Origin of the sequence: Raoultella sp., from assembly GCF_039594335.1 — a bacterium.
Classification (GTDB): domain Bacteria; phylum Pseudomonadota; class Gammaproteobacteria; order Enterobacterales; family Enterobacteriaceae; genus Klebsiella.
Map to the genome: position 1 here is coordinate 1 of NZ_JBCNNS010000082.1, position 19,963 is coordinate 19,963.

The 19,963-nt window shown below is 53.3% G+C and carries 16 protein-coding genes and 3 pseudogenes; 8 read left to right on the plus strand and 11 right to left on the minus strand.

The features are described 5' to 3' along the window. From ACZAHD_RS14885 to ACZAHD_RS14895, 3 genes and pseudogenes are all read left to right on the plus strand, one after another. A pseudogene (locus ACZAHD_RS14885) lies at positions 1-142 on the plus strand (formate dehydrogenase cytochrome b556 subunit); the annotation flags it as partial. Further along, the gene (gene fdhE / locus ACZAHD_RS14890; protein WP_462457465.1) at positions 139-1,068 is read left to right on the plus strand and encodes a formate dehydrogenase accessory protein FdhE; all 930 of its coding nucleotides are present in this window, start codon (positions 139-141) and stop codon (positions 1,066-1,068) included. The pseudogene ACZAHD_RS14885 and the gene fdhE, both read left to right, overlap by 4 nt. Before the next feature lie 201 nt (positions 1,069-1,269). Then, positions 1,270-2,193 (plus strand): alpha/beta hydrolase, encoded by a 924-nt coding sequence (locus tag ACZAHD_RS14895; RefSeq protein WP_462457477.1) that lies wholly within the window; start codon positions 1,270-1,272, stop codon positions 2,191-2,193. 15 nt (positions 2,194-2,208) lie between these two features. On the opposite strand, the gene fabY is transcribed toward ACZAHD_RS14895, so the two are convergent. The 6 genes and pseudogenes from fabY to typA all read right to left on the minus strand — a co-directional run bounded on the left by fabY (position 2,209) and on the right by typA (position 7,476). Then, the gene (gene fabY, locus ACZAHD_RS14900; protein ID WP_462457466.1) at positions 2,209-3,150 is read right to left on the minus strand and encodes a fatty acid biosynthesis protein FabY; all 942 of its coding nucleotides are present in this window, start codon (positions 3,148-3,150) and stop codon (positions 2,209-2,211) included. 44 nt (positions 3,151-3,194) lie between these two features. Next, on the minus strand, positions 3,195-3,632 hold the full coding sequence (dtd, locus tag ACZAHD_RS14905; protein WP_462457467.1) for a D-aminoacyl-tRNA deacylase: 438 nt from the start codon (positions 3,630-3,632) through the stop codon (positions 3,195-3,197). Between the two features lie 2 nt (positions 3,633-3,634). Beyond that, on the minus strand, positions 3,635-4,489 hold the full coding sequence (locus tag ACZAHD_RS14910) for a virulence factor BrkB family protein (RefSeq protein WP_462457468.1): 855 nt from the start codon (positions 4,487-4,489) through the stop codon (positions 3,635-3,637). A gap of 2 nt (positions 4,490-4,491) precedes the next feature. Continuing rightward, positions 4,492-5,082: a glucose-1-phosphatase gene (yihX, locus tag ACZAHD_RS14915; RefSeq protein ID WP_462457469.1), complete on the minus strand. Its 591-nt coding sequence runs from the start codon at positions 5,080-5,082 to the stop codon at positions 4,492-4,494. Positions 5,083-5,138: 56 nt separating this feature from the next. Further along, a pseudogene (locus ACZAHD_RS14920) lies at positions 5,139-5,410 on the minus strand (transposase); the annotation flags it as partial. Positions 5,411-5,652: 242 nt separating this feature from the next. Beyond that, positions 5,653-7,476: a ribosome-dependent GTPase TypA gene (gene typA / locus ACZAHD_RS14925; protein ID WP_462457470.1), complete on the minus strand. Its 1,824-nt coding sequence runs from the start codon at positions 7,474-7,476 to the stop codon at positions 5,653-5,655. A gap of 376 nt (positions 7,477-7,852) precedes the next feature. Here typA and glnA point away from each other — a divergent pair, with 376 nt between their 5' ends. From glnA to glnG, 3 genes are all read left to right on the plus strand, one after another. After that, positions 7,853-9,262, plus strand: coding sequence for a glutamate--ammonia ligase (gene glnA / locus ACZAHD_RS14930; RefSeq protein WP_045853701.1), 1,410 nt, complete (start codon positions 7,853-7,855; stop codon positions 9,260-9,262). Positions 9,263-9,449: 187 nt separating this feature from the next. Further along, a complete protein-coding gene (gene glnL, locus ACZAHD_RS14935) occupies positions 9,450-10,499 on the plus strand; it encodes a nitrogen regulation protein NR(II) (protein WP_462457471.1) in 1,050 nt (349 codons plus the stop codon). Between the two features lie 8 nt (positions 10,500-10,507). After that, positions 10,508-11,917 carry a nitrogen regulation protein NR(I) gene (gene glnG / locus ACZAHD_RS14940; protein ID WP_100686443.1) on the plus strand — a complete coding sequence of 470 codons (1,410 nt, stop codon included), beginning with the start codon at positions 10,508-10,510 and terminating at the stop codon, positions 11,915-11,917. Between the two features lie 42 nt (positions 11,918-11,959). Here glnG and hemN read toward each other — a convergent pair whose 3' ends face one another. After that, positions 11,960-13,333, minus strand: a complete 1,374-nt coding sequence (gene hemN, locus ACZAHD_RS14945) for an oxygen-independent coproporphyrinogen III oxidase (protein WP_462457472.1) — start codon at positions 13,331-13,333, stop codon at positions 11,960-11,962. A 188-nt stretch (positions 13,334-13,521) separates the two neighbouring features. After that, on the minus strand, positions 13,522-14,025 hold the full coding sequence (yihI, locus tag ACZAHD_RS14950) for a Der GTPase-activating protein YihI (protein WP_462457473.1): 504 nt from the start codon (positions 14,023-14,025) through the stop codon (positions 13,522-13,524). Positions 14,026-14,609: 584 nt separating this feature from the next. Here yihI and yihA point away from each other — a divergent pair. Further along, entirely contained in the window at positions 14,610-15,242 is a 633-nt protein-coding gene (yihA, locus tag ACZAHD_RS14955; protein WP_462457474.1) for a ribosome biogenesis GTP-binding protein YihA/YsxC, read from the plus strand. 135 nt (positions 15,243-15,377) lie between these two features. Here the strand turns inward: yihA and spfP are convergent, their stop codons facing one another. Continuing rightward, positions 15,378-15,425, minus strand: coding sequence for a small protein SpfP (gene spfP / locus ACZAHD_RS14960; protein WP_071892919.1), 48 nt, complete (start codon positions 15,423-15,425; stop codon positions 15,378-15,380). Between the two features lie 165 nt (positions 15,426-15,590). Beyond that, positions 15,591-18,377, minus strand: coding sequence for a DNA polymerase I (gene polA, locus ACZAHD_RS14965; RefSeq protein WP_462457475.1), 2,787 nt, complete (start codon positions 18,375-18,377; stop codon positions 15,591-15,593). A gap of 396 nt (positions 18,378-18,773) precedes the next feature. Between polA and ACZAHD_RS14970 the strand changes: the two genes are divergently transcribed. Beyond that, positions 18,774-19,682: an acyltransferase gene (locus ACZAHD_RS14970; protein WP_462457476.1), complete on the plus strand. Its 909-nt coding sequence runs from the start codon at positions 18,774-18,776 to the stop codon at positions 19,680-19,682. A 138-nt stretch (positions 19,683-19,820) separates the two neighbouring features. Here the strand turns inward: ACZAHD_RS14970 and ACZAHD_RS14975 are convergent. Continuing rightward, positions 19,821-19,963, minus strand: a pseudogene (locus ACZAHD_RS14975) (transposase); the annotation flags it as partial.

Below are 19,963 nucleotides of genomic sequence, written 5' to 3' on the forward strand. Positions count from 1 at the left end.
GGTGCATATTTACGCCGCCCTGTGGGTGAAAGGCACCATTACCGCAATGGTGGAAGGCTGGGTGAGCAAAACATGGGCGAAGAAACATCACCCGCGCTGGTATCGCGAAGTTCGCCAGAAACAGGAAAAAAAGACTGAATGAGTATTCGCATAATCCCGCAAGATGAGCTGGGTTCGAGCGAGAAACGCACGGCGGAGTACATTCCGCCGTTACTGTTCCCCCGGCTGAAAAATCTTTATAACCGCCGTGCCGATCGTCTGCGCGAACTGGCGCAGAATAATCCGCTAGGCGACTACCTGCGCTTTGCTGCGCTGATTGCACACGCCCAGGAAGTGGTGCTCTACGACCATCCGCTACAGATGGATCTGACCACCCGCCTCAAAGACGCGAACGAGCAGGGAAAACCGCCGCTGGATATTCACGTCCTGCCGCGCGACAAGCACTGGCACAAGCTCCTGCATTCGCTGATTGCCGAGCTGAAGCCAGAGATGAGTGGCCCGGCGCTGGCGGTCATCGAAAACCTCGAAAAAGCTTCTGAACAGGAGCTGGAGCTGATGGCAAGCGCCCTCTTCGCTTCCGACTTTGCATCGGTCAGTAGCGACAAAGCGCCGTTTATCTGGGCTGCACTGTCGCTCTACTGGGCACAGATGGCCAGCCTGATCCCTGGCAAGGCGCGGGCCGAATATGGCGAACAGCGTCAGTATTGCCCGGTTTGCGGTTCAATGCCGGTATCCAGTATGGTGCAAATTGGCACCACCCAGGGTTTGCGCTACCTGCACTGCAATCTGTGCGAAACCGAATGGCACGTCGTGCGCGTGAAGTGCAGCAACTGCGAGCAGAGCCGGGATTTACATTACTGGTCTCTGGACAACGAACAGGCGGCTATTAAGGCCGAGAGCTGCGGTGACTGCGGGACTTACCTGAAGATTCTGTACCAGGAAAAAGATCCAAAAGTGGAAGCCGTGGCTGACGATCTCGCCTCGCTGGTGCTGGATGCCCGCATGGAGCAAGAAGGCTTCGCCAGAAGTTCGATTAATCCGTTTATGTTCCCTGGCGAAGGGGAGTAAATCCCCTCATCATGCCGGGTGATCCAGGTTGCCCGGCACTCACCAAAACCCGATGCGCAAGCACCTCAGCAGAGGAGCGCCTTGCTCTATAACGCGTTTCTCCCGTTCCCGGCGCTCATTTTCTACAACAAACCTCTTTTCTATCGGCTGCAATCCAGGCTATAACACTGTATATCCATACAGAAAAAAGGAATATTAATGATGGTACTGGAACACGGTATTGCCCGGCTGGTTGAGGAGTTCATCGCTGCAGGGCGCCCCTCTTCGCGAGAGCAGAATATTGATGACCGGAGGGCAGGTTATGTAGCCAGTACGGTACTGGCTGGAGAAACCGAAACGCGTGTGCAGGTGGATGATGTCATGCTGGAGGGAATGTGTTTTCGCGTGGTATCGCCGCAGAATGCTGCCGATCCGCTGCCTGCCGTTATCTACTATCACGGCGGCTGTTTTGTCAGCGGCGGTTTCGCCACCCACGATAAACAATTGCGCCAGCTGGCGTATGAAAGCGGCTGCCGGGTGATTGCCGTGCAATACCGGCTGGCGCCCGAGCAGACATATCCTGGCGCGCACGATGATGCGGAACAGGGAGCGCAGATTATCCGGCGTCACGCGGAGCAGCTCGGGGTGGATGCCTCGCAAATCACCCTTGCTGGCGATAGCGCGGGGGGGCATCTGGCTCTCGTCACCGCGCTACGGCTGAAAGCCGCGGGTGGCTGGCAGCCCGCACAGCTGATTCTGATTTACCCTATGCTGGACGCCGCCGCGACTTCGGCAAGCTACGTCAGCAACGGAGAGGATTACATCATCACCCGGGATACGCTGCTAAGCGGCTACGAAATGTACCTGCCCTCAACGGAACCTGCACACCCGGAGGCCAGCCCGCTCTGGCGAGACGACTTCAGCGGCCTGCCGCCGGTGCATATCCTCACCGCCGAATATGACCCGCTGCGTGATGAGGGCGAAGCACTGTACCAACGAATGATCGCGCAAAACGTGGTCTGTACCTGCCAGCGCTATTCTGGCGTGATTCACGGTTTCTTTCAGCTGGCAGGCATCAGTCTGGCGGCGCGCCATGCCATGAGCGATATCGCCTGGCGAATTCGTTCACCAGGTCGGTCGATATAATCAGTGTGGCGGGAATTACTCTTCTTCGTTCCCGCCCTCTTCATACGACCCAAACGGCTTTGCGGGCAAAACGATGTAAATGCCTTCAAAAATGGCGCCCAGACTCTCACCACCAAACAACTCAACCTGCAGTTGTACGCGAGCTTTGCGCCCGCGCGCCAGGCGGTCGAGATCGCCGCTGAGCGAGCCCAGATCGGCCACCGCGCTCGGGCGGCCGCTAATCGGCTGGCTGTAACGGATATGGGCATCGGCGAGAATAATCGTGCCGCCCAAATGCCGTTCGCGCAGCATCAGCCAGATCAGCCCCCAACCGGTCAGCGTCGCCAGAGAAAACAGACTTCCGGCAAACAGCGTATGGTGCGGATTCTGGTTACCGGCTTCGGGCATGGTGGTGATGAAATTTTTGCCGGTGTACTGCTGAATACGCACGCCCATTTTTTCGCTGAGCGGAATGTGCTGGTACCAGGCCTGCTGCAGCTGCCCGCACCAGTCGCCGCGATGCAGAATATCGTCCAGCGAGGCGATCGGTTTAATCATCAGGAAGTGGCGGATCGGCGTGGTGGTTGGGGTGGTAATCTCGCCCTGGTTAACAAAACCGAGCTTGGCAAAAAAATCCACCGCGTCTTCGCGAGCGCTACAGGTCACGCGCTTAACGCCCTCCTGGCGGGCAACGGACTCTAGCGTCATCGCCATCAGCGTACCCAATCCTTTATCCTGCACCGACGGGTGTACGGCCATAAAGCGAATCGAGGCTTCGTTCTCCGCATTTATATAGAGTCGCCCGACGGCAACCAGGTTGCCTTCTTCATCCACAACCATCTGGTGATGCGCCATCGCATCCCAGGCGTCACGCTCCGATCCTTTGGGCTGATGAAGGGGCTTGCGCAACATCTCCCAGCGGAAGTGATAGTAGCTCTCGAGTTCGTCTTCTGTTTGCGGTACACGAAGGTGATACATAGCTGTACTCTCTTTTGTTACCCGCAGCCGGCCCGCAAGCTGGCTCATACCTGCAACCAAAAGGTCACAGGACCATCATTCACCAGTGAGACCTGCATATCCGCAGCAAATCTCCCGGTTTGAGTGTTCATCTCCTGCTGGCGACAGCGACCGACAAAATAGTCATACAGCGCTTCTGCTCTGTCTGGGGCGGCCCCTTTGGAAAAACCCGGACGCATGCCCCGTTCGGTATCCGCCGCCAGCGTGAATTGTGAGACCACCAGGACGCTGCCGCCGGACTGCTGCACATTCAGGTTCATTTTTCCTTCGCCATCGCTGAAAATACGATAGCCAAGCACGCGCTCGCACAAGCGATTCGCTTTTTGCTCGTCATCGTCTTTCTCGACACCTAACAACACCAGAAGCCCCGGGCCAATTTCACCCGTCACTTCGCCCTCCACGGTTACGCTTGCACGGGATACGCGCTGAATTAATGCAATCATAGTTATTCTGTTTCTTCTTTTTTAAGTTTGCGGTATTCCTCGAGAGTGACAGTAATTTCTGCCCCAAGCAAGACGATACACCACGTCCAGTACACCCAGACAAACAAAATAGGCACCACGGCTATCACGCCGTAAATCAGCTGATACGACGGAAACGCCGTGATATATAAGGCAAACGCTTTTTTGCCCGCCTCAAATAACAGCGCCGCCACCAGCGCTCCAATAATCGCATCGCGATTGCGTACCTGGGTTGTTGGTACAATGCTGTAAAGCAGCCAGAACGCCGTCCACGATAAAATCAGCGGGAAGAGACGCAACACATCATCAATCACGCTGTTCAGTTCGCTTGCCCAGCGCAGCGACAGCAGATAAGAGCTGATCACCAGACTCGCCCCCGCCAGCAGTGGCCCCAGCGTCAGAATCATCCAGTAAACGGCAAACGAGTAGATTTTGGGCCGGGTACGCGTGCTGCGCCAGATGGTGTTCAGCGCGCTATCAATCGAATACATCAGCAGCAGCGAGGTCACGATCAGCCCGATAGCACCGACGGCCGTCATCCGGCTGGAGTTCGCGACAAACTGTTCAATGTATCCCTGAATGACATCCCCGGTCGCCGGGATGAAGTTCGCGAAAATAAAGTGGCGAATCTGCCCACTGACCGTGGCAAACATCGGAAAGGCCGAGAACAGCGCAAAGACAACGGCGATCAGCGGCACCAGGGAGAGTAGCGACACATAGGCGAGATTCCCCGCCAGTGTCGTCATATGGTCTTCATCAATACGTCGCCAGAGCAGTTTGATCCAAGCCATAAGGGGCCGGACGCGACGCTTTGCTTTTTGATGAACGGTTTTGAGCATAGTTATTTCGCAAAGTAGGCGGGGATGGTCTCCTTTCCGGTCACCAGGATACTGGTGATCCCCAACTGGTTAGCCCCCGCTATATTATCGGCGTTATCGTCAAAAAAGACCGTATCCTCCGCAGAAAAACCTTCCGACTGCAGGACGCTTTGATAGATTCTCGCCTCGGGTTTGCGCATCCCCATCTCCTGGGAAAGATAGATACGGTCGGCAGCAGCCCGCACCTGCGGATATTCATCCGGCCAAAAAGTGGTATGCAGACGGTTGGTATTGGACAGGACCACCACGCGGTGCCCCTGCTCGCGCAGTTTTTGCATAATCGCGATAACTTCCGGGCGCAGAGAGACAAAAACAGCCTGCCAGCCGTGAGAAAACTGCTCATAGCTCAGCGGCATATTCATTTCATGGCACATCGCTTGCGCGAAGGCTTCATCGCTAATTTCACCGCGTTCGTGCTGATGGAATTCCTCGCCCATGGTGAAATGCTGCTTGAGCGTCGCGAGCGGGATGCGGCTCAAATCGCTCCATGTCCCGAGTACCCGGTTGAAGTCGATGTCGACAATCACATTACCTAAATCAAAGATATAGAGCATTTTTGTCTCCTTGCGCACCATGAAAGATTAACTGTAGCGGGAAAGACGGAGTTTGACTATGTATGGTTTTTAAACCGGCGTTCAGAACAATTCATGCTGCCCGAATAAGGGATCGATAACTGCTCACCCGTTTTATCCTCTTCAATCTGGTGCGTTATGTATTCCTGTATCTTCGCCGTGTTCTTGCCTACCGTACCGACGTAGTCACCCGGCACCAGAACTCCCGGGCTCTGTATTTGTGCCTCAGATCATCAAGCTGCGCATACAGCATCAGGCGACTTTTTCCCTTCAGCTATCCCATAAATCCCGACACACTCATTTCGGCGGGACCTCCTTTTGATTTCGGCTTTGACTCTCGCCGTTGCCTTAACGCAAGGTGTTTTAACAAAGCAAAAGGGATGTTAATCACTGGCCCAGAGCGGAAAGGTTTTTGGAACCTGCGTCTGTGAACTGCCCCCTTACTCGTTGAGTGTCGAACGTTTAGGGTGCAGTTCACCTGGCCGGAGGTTTTCTACAGACAAAAAAAACCCCGCCATAAAGGCGAGGTTCTGTATCGACAAGAAGAGGGAATTAATCTTCTTTCGCACCGCGCATTGCGCGTTTACGGTCGTTCTCAGTCAGATGACGTTTACGGATACGAACGGAAGTTGGGGTAACTTCTACCAGTTCGTCGTCATCGATGAACTCCAGAGCCTGCTCCAGGGTCATCTTCACTGGCGGAACCAGGACCGTTGCTTCGTCAGTACCGGAAGCACGCATGTTGGTCAGTTTCTTACCGGTCAGGCAGTTTACAGTCAGGTCGTTAGAACGACTGTGAATACCGATGATCTGGCCTTCGTAAACTTCAGCACCGTGACCCAGGAACAGCTTACCTCGGTCCTGCAGGCTGAACAGTGCAAACGCAACCGCTTTACCCTGACCGTTGGAGATCAGTACGCCGTTCTGACGCTGACCCACATCGCCCGCACGAATGTCGTCGTAGTGGCTGAAGGTGGAGTACAGCAGACCAGTACCGGAGGTCATGGTCATGAACTCCGAACGGAAGCCGATCAGGCCACGGCTTGGGATCACGTAGTCGAGACGTACGCGGCCTTTGCCATCTGGATTCATATTTTTCAGGTCGCCTTTACGCTCGCCAAGAGCCTGCATGACAGAACCCTGATGCTGCTCTTCAACGTCCAGCGTTACGTTTTCGAACGGCTCTTGTTTACGGCCGTCGATTTCGCGGAAGATAACTTTCGGACGGGAAACCGCCATTTCGAAACCTTCACGACGCATATTTTCGATCAGAACAGACAGGTGCAGCTCACCACGACCGGAAACGCGGAATGCGTCTGCATCCGGAGTTTCTTCAACGCGAAGCGCCACGTTATGCACCAGCTCTTTGTTCAGACGTTCAAGAATCTGACGAGAGGTAACGTACTTACCTTCTTTACCACAGAACGGAGAGGTGTTAACGCAGAAGAACATAGATACGGTCGGCTCATCGACTGACAGAGCCGGCAGCGCTTCAACATTCTGCGGATCGCAGATGGTGTCAGAGATGTTCAGTTCACCCAGACCGGTGATCGCGATGATATCGCCCGCTTCAGCAATATCGCTGTCGATACGCTCCAGGCCCAGGTGGGTCAGAACTTTACCCACTTTACCGTTACGGGTTTTGCCTTCGCTATCAATGATAGTAACCTGCTGGTTTGGCTTCACTTTACCGCGTTTGATGCGGCCGATGCCAATGACGCCAACGTAGTTGTTGTAATCCAGCTGGGAGATCTGCATCTGCAGCGGACCATCAAGGTCAACGTTCGGTGCCGGAACACGATCGACGATGGTCTGATACAACGGAGTCATATCTTCAGCCATATCTTCGTGATCCAGACCCGCAATACCGTTCAGCGCAGAAGCGTAAACGATAGGGAAGTCCAGCTGTTCGTCGGTCGCGTCGAGGTTAACGAACAGGTCGAATACCTGATCGACAACCCAGTCAGGACGCGCGCCAGGACGGTCAACTTTGTTGATGACGACAATAGGCTTCAGGCCATGAGCAAAGGCTTTTTTGGTCACGAAGCGCGTCTGCGGCATCGGGCCGTCAAATGCGTCAACCACCAGCAGCACAGAGTCAACCATGGACATGACACGCTCAACCTCACCTCCGAAGTCGGCGTGCCCAGGGGTATCAACGATGTTGATACGGTAGTCATTCCATTTGATGGCGGTGTTTTTCGCGAGGATGGTAATCCCACGCTCTTTCTCCAAATCGTTGGAGTCCATCACTCGCTCTTGAGTTTCGGCACGCGCGTCGAACGTACCGGATTGCTGCAGCAGCTTATCAACCAGGGTAGTTTTACCATGGTCAACGTGCGCGATGATGGCGATATTACGCAAATTTTCGATCACAACTTTGCCTCAGGCATTAGAAATAGCGCGTTATTGTACACGGATTAATCGCAGTACAAAACAGGATCACAAACATCCTCCCCAAACAAGTATTGCAGAGTTTCTTTGTGATCGCTTTCACGGAGCGTTAAAAGGGTTATTTAAGGTTAATTGCACCAAACTAGTGCCCAACGCTTACGCATATGCACTATATTGGTGCTATGCATTCATAATGGTGCAGCCCTTTTGCACGATGGAGTGCATGATAACGCCTTTTGGGGGCAATTTAAAAGTTGGCACAGATTTCGCTTTATATTTTTTAAGGCAACAACGCCACATAGCAGTGAAAAAATTTTCGTTGCCACGACGACAATGACCAATCCGGGAGAGTTTAAGTATGTCCGCTGAACACGTTTTGACGATGCTGAACGAGCACGAAGTGAAGTTTGTCGATCTGCGCTTCACCGATACCAAAGGTAAAGAACAGCACGTTACAATTCCGTCTCATCAGGTAAATGCCGAATTCTTCGAAGAAGGCAAAATGTTTGATGGCTCCTCGATTGGTGGCTGGAAAGGTATTAACGAATCTGACATGGTTCTGATGCCGGATGCGACCACAGCGCTGATCGACCCGTTCTATGAAGAACCAACGCTGATCATCCGCTGCGATATCCTGGAACCAGGTACGCTGCAGGGCTACGACCGTGACCCGCGCTCCATCGCAAAACGCGCGGAAGAATACCTGCGCTCTACCGGTTTGGCAGACACCGTCCTGTTCGGGCCAGAACCTGAGTTCTTCCTGTTCGACGATGTCCGTTTCGGCGCCTCTATCTCTGGCTCCCACGTGGCTATCGACGACATCGAAGGCGCATGGAACTCCTCCACCAAATACGAAGGTGGTAACAAAGGTCACCGCCCAGGCGTAAAAGGTGGTTACTTCCCGGTTCCGCCGGTTGACTCCTCTCAGGACATCCGTTCTACCATGTGTATGATCCTGGAAGAGATGGGCCTGGTTGTTGAAGCTCACCACCACGAAGTGGCTACTGCGGGTCAGAACGAAATCGCTACCCGTTTCAACACCATGACCAAAAAAGCGGACGAAATTCAGATCTACAAATACGTTGTGCACAACGTTGCGCACCGTTTTGGTAAAACTGCGACCTTCATGCCGAAACCGATGTTCGGTGACAACGGTTCCGGTATGCACTGCCACATGTCTCTGTCCAAGAACGGCGTAAACCTGTTCTCTGGCGACAAGTATGCAGGCCTGTCTGAACAAGCGCTGTTCTACATCGGCGGCGTTATCAAGCACGCTAAAGCGATCAACGCCCTGGCAAACCCGACAACCAACTCCTACAAGCGTCTGGTCCCGGGTTACGAAGCACCAGTCATGCTGGCTTACTCTGCCCGTAACCGTTCCGCTTCCATCCGTATCCCGGTCGTCACCTCGCCGAAAGCACGCCGTATCGAAGTGCGCTTCCCGGACCCGGCGGCTAACCCGTACCTGTGCTTCGCAGCACTGTTGATGGCTGGTCTTGACGGTATCAAGAACAAAATCCATCCGGGCGAAGCGATGGACAAAAACCTGTACGACCTGCCGCCGGAAGAAGCGAAAGAGATCCCACAGGTTGCAGGTTCTCTGGAAGAAGCACTGAACGCGCTGGATGCTGACCGTGAATTCCTGACCGCTGGCGGCGTGTTCACCAACGACGCTATCGATGCTTACATCGCCCTGCGTATTGAAGAAAACGACCGTGTACGCATGACTCCGCACCCGGTTGAATTCGAACTGTACTACAGCGTCTGATTTTGCTGTAAATCCCCGGTATTCCGTGTTGTGGCGTGGGGTACCGTGGATATTTTGTTGCCGTGGAAACTTTCAGCCCATCTCAGGATGGGCTTTTTTCTCCACCAACACTCTGATCTCATGCGCTTTTTAACTATAAAAAGCTATACTGCACTGAAATAGTGCACTCTTTTCAGGAGACTGTCAGATGGCAACAGGCACTCAGCCCGATGCTGGGCAGATCCTTAACTCTTTAATCAACAGTATTTTACTGGTCGATGACGACCTGGCGGTGCATTACGCGAACCCGGCCGCGCAGCAGTTGCTGGCGCAAAGTTCACGTAAGCTCTTTGGCACGCCGCTTCCGGAATTGTTGAGCTACTTTTCACTGAATATCGACCTGATGCAGGAAAGCCTGCTGGCGGGCCAGGGCTTTACCGACAACGAAGTGACGCTGGTTATCGATGGCCGCTCGCATATCCTGTCTCTGACGGCACAGCGCCTGCCTGAAGGCTATATCCTGCTGGAGATGGCGCCGATGGATAACCAGCGACGCCTGAGCCAGGAGCAGCTGCAGCACGCCCAGCAAATCGCGGCGCGGGATTTGGTTCGCGGGCTGGCCCATGAGATCAAGAATCCTTTAGGCGGCCTGAGAGGCGCTGCGCAATTGCTGAGTAAAGCGCTGCCTGACCCGGCGCTTATGGAATACACCAACGTGATTATTGAACAGGCCGATCGCTTAAGAAATCTGGTCGACCGCCTGCTGGGGCCGCAGCATCCAGGGATGCATGTTACCGAAAGCATCCATAAGGTCGCCGAACGGGTTGTGAAGCTAGTCTCGATGGAACTCCCGGATAACGTCAAGCTGGTCCGCGATTACGACCCGAGTCTGCCGGAGCTTCCTCATGACCCAGACCAGATCGAGCAGGTTCTGCTGAATGTCGTACGCAACGCGCTGCAGGCGCTGGGGCCCGAAGGTGGCGAGATCACCCTGCGCACCCGCACCGCCTTTCAGCTGACGCTGCACGGCGTACGTTACCGCCTCACCGCGCGTATTGATGTCGAAGATAATGGCCCGGGAATTCCGTCCCACTTACAGGATACGCTGTTCTATCCCATGGTTAGCGGTCGCGAAGGCGGTACCGGTCTGGGGCTCTCCATAGCCCGCAGTCTTATCGATCAGCACTCCGGCAAAATTGAATTTACCAGTTGGCCAGGGCATACCGAATTCTCGGTGTACCTGCCTATTCGGAAGTAGAGGTGTTTATGCAACGAGGGATAGCCTGGATCGTTGATGACGATAGCTCCATCCGTTGGGTGCTTGAACGCGCGCTCACCGGAGCAGGCTTAAGTTGTACAACGTTTGAAAACGGCAACGAGGTGCTTGATGCACTCACCACCAAAACCCCGGATGTACTGTTATCTGATATTCGGATGCCGGGAATGGATGGGTTGGCGTTACTGAAACAAATTAAACAGCGTCACCCAATGCTTCCGGTCATCATAATGACCGCGCATTCGGATCTGGACGCGGCGGTCAGCGCCTATCAGCAAGGTGCCTTTGACTATCTGCCCAAACCTTTTGATATTGATGAAGCGGTCGCTCTGGTCGATCGCGCGATCAGCCACTATCAGGAACAGCAGCAGCCGCGTAATATCACGATAACCAGTCCGACGGCTGATATCATCGGCGAAGCGCCGGCGATGCAGGACGTCTTTCGCATCATCGGGCGCCTGTCGCGTTCGTCAATCAGCGTATTGATCAACGGCGAATCCGGTACCGGTAAAGAGCTGGTTGCGCACGCCTTGCACCGCCATAGCCCGCGGGCAAAAGCGCCGTTTATCGCACTGAATATGGCTGCGATCCCAAAAGACCTGATCGAATCTGAACTTTTCGGTCACGAAAAAGGGGCGTTTACCGGCGCCAATACCGTGCGTCAGGGACGTTTTGAGCAGGCTGACGGCGGGACTCTGTTCCTTGATGAGATCGGCGATATGCCGCTCGATGTGCAGACTCGCCTGCTGCGCGTTCTGGCCGATGGCCAGTTCTACCGCGTTGGTGGCTATGCGCCGGTAAAGGTCGATGTACGAATTATTGCGGCAACCCATCAGAATCTTGAGCAGCGCGTGCAGGAAGGGAAGTTCCGTGAGGACCTGTTCCACCGCCTGAACGTGATTCGCGTTCATCTGCCACCGCTGCGCGAGCGCCGCGAAGATATTCCCCGCCTGGCGCGGCATTTCCTGCAAATTGCCGCCCGTGAACTGGGGGTCGAAGCCAAGCAGCTCCATCCGGAGACGGAAACCGCGCTAACCCGTTTAGCCTGGCCCGGTAACGTCCGCCAGCTGGAGAACACCTGCCGCTGGCTAACGGTGATGGCAGCAGGCCAGGAGGTTCTGACGCAGGATCTTCCCAGCGAACTGTTTGAAACCGCGATTCCCGATAGCCCAACGCATATGCAGCCGGACAGCTGGGCAACGTTACTGGGACAGTGGGCCGATCGCGCCCTGCGTTCCGGTCATCAAAACCTGCTTTCTGAAGCGCAGCCGGAGATGGAGCGGACGCTGCTGACTACCGCCCTGCGCCATACGCAAGGACATAAGCAAGAGGCCGCGCGTCTGCTGGGGTGGGGACGTAATACGCTAACGCGCAAGCTGAAAGAGTTAGGAATGGAGTAACGCTTCGCTTTCCCGGCAGGCCTGTCGCCGCCGGGATAGTGTTTAAATCACCCGGGAGAACTGCTGCATGCGCGCTTTCTGACGCAGGTAGGCATCAAAGCACATGCAGATGTTGCGAATCAGCAGACGGCCTTTTGGCGTCACCTGAATGCCCTTGTCATCCACATCCACCAGCCCATCTTTTGCCAGCGGTGCCAGTAGCGCCAGATCGTCGGCAAAATAACGCTGGAAATCCAGTTCCCACCGCGTTTCTACCGCAGAGAAATCGAGATGGAACTGGCAAATTAGCGCCTTAATCACATCACGACGAATACAGTCATCGCGGGTCAGCGCGATACCGCGCCACAGCGCATCTCCGGTTTCATCAACCTGTTGATAATAGAGTTTCAACTCTTTCTGGTTCTGCGCGTAGCAGTCGCCAATCATGCTGATCGCCGACACCCCCATCCCCAGCAGGTCGGTATCACCCTGGGTGGTGTAACCCTGGAAGTTGCGGTGCAGGACGCCGTTGCGCTGAGCAACGGCCAGCTCGTCATCCGGACGGGCAAAGTGATCCATCCCGATAAACTGATAGCCGGCGTCAGTGAGTGAGGCAATGGTTTCCTGCAGAATATCCAGCTTCTGTTGCGCCGAAGGCAGGTCGGCATCTTTGATTTTACGCTGAGCGGCGAAGAGTGTCGGCAGATGCGCATAGTTGAATACGCTCAGACGATCGGGGTTGAGCTCAGCGACTTTTTGCAAGGTAAACGCAAAACTCTCCGGCGTTTGTTTTGGCAGGCCGTAAATCAGATCGATATTCGTCGAGGTAAAACCAATCTCACGCGCATGATTGAGCAGGGCAAAGATAAACGCTTCATCCTGCTCGCGGTTAACCAGCCGCTGAACCTCTTTATTGAAGTCCTGCACGCCCATGCTCAGCCGGTTGAAGCCTTCCGATCGGAGATGATCCAGGACATCCAGTTCAATTTCACGCGGATCGACTTCAATCGAGATCTCTGCATCGGCGTTAAAATTGAAATGGCTGCGCAGCAAATGCATTAAGCGGCTTATTTGCACTTTATTCAGATAAGTGGGGGTACCGCCACCCCAGTGCAGCTGATTCACCTGACGTCCGGCGAAGAGCGGCGCACGATGGATAATTTCCTGCTCCAGAACATCCAGATACTGGTCGGCTTTATGCTGCTGGCGAGTCACAATTTTGTTGCAGCCGCAGAAATAACAGAGCTTGTGACAAAACGGAATATGCACATACAGCGATAGCGGACGCTGCGGGTATCGAGCTACCGCCGCGTCAAATTCTGCCGCACCGAACTCAGGAGAAAACTCCAGTGCGGTGGGGTATGAGGTATAACGTGGCCCCGAATAGTTATATTTCTGGATCAGGGCCAGATCCCAGTCGATTAACTGCACAGACATGCTCACTCCTTCCGATGGTGCCGTCGGCGGGTACGCCACCCCGGCCCAACCGCACCTCGGGTAATGAGCCGGTTGCGCAGCCATTTCTGACGCCGCGACAACCGTCGTAGTTTAACGAATAACCACAGCAGATAACATACAACCAAAAGGGTTATAAGCAGGACCGGGAATCCGATTGAGTGCAAACGTTAGTTTCCACCCTTCAGCAGACGCATCATATCTTCCTGACGCTCTTCTTCCTCATCCTCGTCATCATCGTAGGACAGGCCAAGCTGCTGCATCAGCTCATCAATACGATCGAGTTTGGCATCGACCCATGACTGCTCTTCAGCATTCAGGGTGCCCCCCTCTTCCAGACGTTCCAGCAGCGCGTCCAGGCGCTCATCGTTTTCCAGCAAATCCAGCTCAGCCTGTGGTGAAAGCATAGGTTTCTCGCTCTTCGGTTTGTGCTGCTTAGTAGCCGGGGTGCTTTCAGTCACGCCCAGCGGAATCGGTTTTTTACTCCCAATACGCGGATCTTGCTGTTGGCTCTGTTTTTTGCCGGATGATGCGGTTTCACCGCCAGTTGCGCGACTTCCCGCCGCGTGACCACGATGTTTCTTCTGGCGTTTGCGATCGCGGGATTCCTGATTCATTTCTTCACGTGTCTTGCGATGCGTTTTACCACGGGGTACGGATGTCGGTTTTTTCATATAGGTAATCTTCAGATTCGTTTTCTTCAGTATAGAATTGAGGCGGAATCTAGCAGAAAGCAAGCAAAGAAAAAAGGCGACAGATTACTCTGCCGCCTTTTTCCTCACTGACAACCCTTAGCGGGTTTCCACTTTCCCTGTTAGCTCACGACGAACCCTGTCTTTCCTTCAGCAAATAACAGTCCCTGTTACGTCCCTTTCCTTGTCAAAACGTCTCCAGACGTTTGTCATCCTGACATTAATCCCGGGTCTTCGCCTCCTGGCGCTCCTGACAACTCATCCTGAGTCACTGTCCTGTAGGCTTCCTCGCCTTTGCCCATTACTCTACCGTTTTCATCAAATCCTACAACCAACCACAGAGTAAAAATGGTTATTCAGGAGGGTTATTTAAATTTAATCGTATGATTTTTAATGTGTTACACTATCAGCGTCTATCATTTCTCATCGATTGCCTCGACCTTGAATGGTCAATGTCTCACAAATTTAAGGGTTTTTACTTACGCCAGAGGATGCGGTAAAAACAGCCTTTTTCTGCTGTTCAGGTATAATCCCCGCCATAGCCTTATTTAACGGAGACGACAGTCTTGACTCACTGGAACTATCAACAGACGCATTTTGTCACCAGCGCACCCGATATCCGCCATCTTCCATCCGATACGGGTATCGAAGTTGCCTTTGCTGGCCGCTCAAATGCGGGGAAATCCAGCGCCCTGAATACGCTCACCAACCAGAAAAACCTGGCGCGTACTTCCAAGACCCCTGGCCGCACCCAGCTAATCAACCTGTTCGAAGTCGCCGAAGGCAAACGCCTGGTCGACCTGCCGGGTTACGGTTACGCTCAGGTCCCGGAGGAGATGAAGATCAAATGGCAGCGTGCTCTGGGTGAATACCTGGAGAAACGTCTGTGCCTGAAAGGACTGGTGGTGCTGATGGATATCCGTCATCCGCTGAAAGACCTCGATCAGCAAATGATCGAATGGGCCGTAGAAAGCGATATCCAGGTTCTGGTTCTGCTGACTAAAGCCGATAAGCTGGCCAGCGGCGCGCGTAAAGCGCAGGTGAATATGGTGCGTGAAGCAGTTCTTGCCTTTAACGGAGATGTGCAGGTTGAACCTTTCTCTTCGCTGAAGAAATCAGGCGTGGATAAGCTGCGTCAGAAGCTCGACAGCTGGTTTAATGAGATCCCTCCTCAGGAAGAGATCGTCGACGGAGAGTAATCGCCGTTGTTTTCCCGGATAGCGGCGCCTGACGCCTTATCCGGGCTACATCATCAGCCCACCGCGGTCCGCAAAAATTTTCTTTCGCGCAATAAAAAACGCCCCGGTCATAAATGACCGGGGCGGCTAAAATATTCAGCCAAATCCGATTACGTGAAGTAAAAGGTCTGAAAGATAGAACATCTTACCTCTGTACCCTACGTCGTTAACTTTACTCTTCTTTCGGTTATGGAGAAAGCATTTTTTGTAGTTTTTTTTCACCCTTTACATAGCAAATTCAAATGAGCATCACAAAACGCTATAAGTTATGTTGCTTACTTACAGAAAATCACCTTATCCACTGAATACTTAGTGCGCTTGATCCCAGTTTTCTCCGCTTCCCACTTCCACCAGCAGCGGTACCGCTAGCGTCGTACTGTTTTCCATCAGTTCGTGTACCTTCTTCGCCACGGCATCAAGGTCATCTTTGTGCACTTCGAAGACCAGTTCATCGTGCACCTGCATGATCATCCGCACTCGCGGCTTCTCAGTCAGCAACCATTCATCAACGGCGATCATCGCACGCTTGATAATATCTGCCGCCGTACCCTGCATCGGGGCATTGATCGCCGCACGTTCGGCGCCGGCACGTCGAGCGCCGTTGCTGGATTTGATGTCCGGAAGGTAGAGGCGACGGCCATCCAGCGTTTCGACATAGCCCTGCTCTTTTGCCTGTGCTCGGGTACGTTCCATGTAATCAAGGACGCCCGGATAGCGCTCAAAATAGAGGTCCATATATTTCTGCGCCTCTTTGCGCGGAATATTGAGCTGTCGTGCGAGGCCGAATGCGCTCATGCCATAAATCAGACCAAAGTTAATCGCCTTGGCACTTCGACGCTGCTCGCCGCTTACGCTCTCCAGCGGCAAGCCAAAGACCTCGGCCGCCGTTGCGCGGTGGATATCTTTACCTGCCGCAAACGCGGCCAGCAGGCCTTTGTCACGCGACAGATGCGCCATAATGCGCAACTCAATTTGCGAGTAGTCGGCAGAAACGATGAGGTAATCTGGCGGCGCGATAAATGCCTGACGTATACGACGCCCTTCTTCGTTACGCACCGGAATGTTCTGCAGGTTAGGATCGGTGGAGGAGAGACGCCCCGTCGCCGTTACCGCCTGGTGATAAGAGGTATGTACGCGGCCGGTTTTAGGGTTAATCATCAGAGGCAGCTTGTCGGTATATGTTGACTTCAGCTTCGCCAGCCCGCGATATTCCAGAATAACTTTCGGTAGAGGGTAATCCAGCGCCAGTTCTTCGAGCACTTCCTCGGATGTGGAAGGCGCACCGCCCGGCGTTTTTTTCAGCGGTTTAATACCTTGTTTTTCAAACAAAATAGTCTGCAACTGCTTGGGTGAAGAGAGATTGAATTCTTCGCCCGCGATCTCGTAGGCTTTCTGTTCCAGTTCAATCAGGCGTTTGGCGATCTCCTGCGAATGGGCGTGCAGCACCGCCGGATCGATTTTGACGCCGTTACGTTCCACGCGAGAAAGCACCGGTACCAGCGGCATCTCTATATGCGTAAAGATATTCCGCGGACCGTCATGCTGCTGCAGCTTCGGCCACATCTTCAGGTGCAACTGCAGGGTGACATCCGCATCTTCCGCCGCGTAGCGCCCGGCTTCTTCCAGCGCGATCTGGTTAAAAGTGAGCTGATTTTTACCTTTTCCTGCGATCTCTTCAAAGGTAATTGTTTTATGCTTCAGCCAGCGGTCGGCGAGGCTGTCCATATCATGGCGGCCCGCCACGCTATCAAGAATGTAGGACTCCAGCATGGTGTCAAAAGCGATGCCGCGTAGCTCAATGTCATAGTTCGCCAGAATTCCGCGGTCATATTTCAGGTTTTGCCCGACCTTCAGCAGATTCTCATCTTCCAGCAAAGGTTTCAGCAACGTCAGCACACGTTCTCGGGAAATCTGTTCCGGCGCATCGAGATAATCATGCGCAACCGGGACATAGGCTGCGACGCCGGGCTCAATGGCAAAGGACAGGCCTACCATATTGGCGGAGATATTATCCAGGCTGTCCGTTTCCGTATCAAACGCAAACAGCGGCGCTTTTTTCAGCTTCTCGATCCATTCGATCAGCGTCTTTTCATCAAGAATAGTGACGTAGTTTTCCGCAGACAGCGCCGCCGCCACCTCGGCCTCTTCTTCCTCGACTACCGCTGCTTCTGTCGGTTTGTCGGCTGGCTTGACGCCTTTTGATTGCATCCATTTTCCGGATTCAACATCGGTTATCCAGCGCTTAAATTCATATTTTTTGAACAGAGCCAACAGATCGTCCGCCACTGGCGGCAGCACGTGCAGCTCTTCACAGCTCAGATCCAGCTCAACGTCGGTTTTAATCGTGGCCAGCTGATAAGAGAGGTAGGCCACCTCTTTATTCTGTTCCAGTTTCGCCGCCATCGTTTTGGCGCCGCGGAAAGTCAAACCGGCAATTTTTTCTGGGTGCGCGTACAACGCATCCAGTCCCCCCAGTCCCTGCAGCAGAGCCTGAGCCGTTTTCTCGCCCACGCCGGGTACGCCTGGAATATTATCGGAGGAGTCGCCCATCAGCGCCAGGAAGTCAATAATCAGCTCTGGCGGAACGCCGTACTTCGTCACCACTTCATCCGGGCCAAGAATGGTATTGGTCATGGTATTAATCAGGGTAATGCCCGGCGTGACCAGTTGCGCCATGTCTTTATCACCGGTACTGATGAGCACCGGATGCCCCGCTTTTTCTGCTTCGCGCGCCAGAGTTCCGATCACATCGTCCGCTTCGACGCCTGGCACAGCCATTAGCGGCAGCCCCATTGCCTTCACCATGGTATGCAACGGTTCGATCTGCGCACGCAGATCGTCCGGCATCGGCGGACGATGGGATTTGTAATGCTCAAACAGTTCGTCACGGAAAGTTTTTCCTTTGGCATCAAAAACCACAACGGCATGAGTGGGTTGATACTGGAGGATCAGGCTTCGCAGCATATTCAGCACGCCATACATAGCGCCTGTCGGTTCGCCAGCGCTGTTAGTCAGCGGCGGGAAAGCGTGATACGCCCGGTAGAGGTAAGAGGAGCCGTCAACGAGGATAAGTGGGTTTTCTGGGATCTGAACCATAATTTCCGTGCCTGTTTATCAGATTATGGGTAAAGGATGCCACAGACAGGCCTGAAAACCTGAATTTTTCCCGCATTTCACCAAAAAGATTCGTTGATCCGGTCGATCGTGCGGCAGTAATATCTGTGGATAACTTTGTGCATAGTTTTATAAGGATAGCTGTCTGATCTGAAACAAAATAACAAAAAACATAATTTAAGTTTATTTATCATAAAGTTAATTATTGATCCTTGCTTTTAATACCTTTCTAATGACTCAATGTTCCATGTGGATATAAGATCCGCCGTTTTTTCTGTTCTGGAAAGACCCGTCATTTGCTGTGTTTTCTGGTAAAATCAGCCTCTTGCACGGTTTAACTGCGCTCTTTATCAGCCTAACTTTCTGAATAAACTAACTATGTCGAGATTACTCGCTGCGATAACGCTTCCGCTGAGTATCGCCCTTACCATCTTAGTGACCATTATCTGTTCCGTACCGATAATCATCGCCGGGCTGATTAAACTTCTTGTGCCTATCCCTGCGGTATGGCGTGCAATTTCCCGTTTCTGCAATTTCATGATGTATTGCTGGTGCGAAGGGTTGGCCCTGTTGCTCTACCTGAATCCCAGACTGACGTGGGACGTGCAAGGTCTTGAGGGACTGAACAAAAAAAACTGGTATCTGCTGATCAGCAATCATCATAGCTGGGCGGATATCGTGGTGCTCTGCGTGTTGTTCCGCAAGCATATCCCTATGAATAAATACTTCCTTAAGCAACAACTGGCATGGGTACCTTTTATCGGGCTTGCCTGCTGGGCGCTGGATATGCCCTTTATGCGTCGCTACTCGCGAGGCTATTTAATTCGCCATCCTGAGCGTCGCGGTAAAGATGTTGAAACCACTCGCCGCTCCTGCGAGAAATTTCGTGCACATCCGACCACCATCGTCAATTTTGTAGAAGGTTCGCGTTTTACCGAAGACAAACAGCGGCAAACGCGTTCACCTTATCGCAATTTATTGCCACCGAAAGCCGCAGGTATCGCGATGGCGTTGAACGTGCTCGGCGCACAGTTCGATAAGCTGTTGAATGTCACGCTTTGCTATCCGGAGAACAACAAGAGGCCATTTTACGATATGTTAAGCGGCCGACTGACGCGCATTGTTGTTCGCGTTAATCTCGTTCCCGTGGCGGAAGATCTGCACGGCGACTACGTGAATGACAAAAACTTTAAGCGCCGTTTCCAGCGTTGGTTAAATGAACTGTGGGAAGAAAAAGATCGTCAACTGACGGAAATCATGCAGACAAAGGGACGCGAAGAACGTTAAACCTGAGAACGATGCCATTTCCACAGGTGATTTAAGATAGATGTAAATAATCCACCTGCGTAGCAGGTGGCTTTGACACAGCCCCCCTAAAAGGGGGCTTAAACACTCCCCTTCCAGTCCGGGCTGTATTTGTCTCTCTTCTTCCTCTTTGGCTACCTTGTCCTGGTACCGGACATATCGTCGCATTATTTCTTCGTTTGCCCCTACCGAGTCCACAAAATACCCTCTTTGCCAGAAGTGATTTCCCCAAAGCTTGTGCTTCCTGAGATAAGGATACTTCG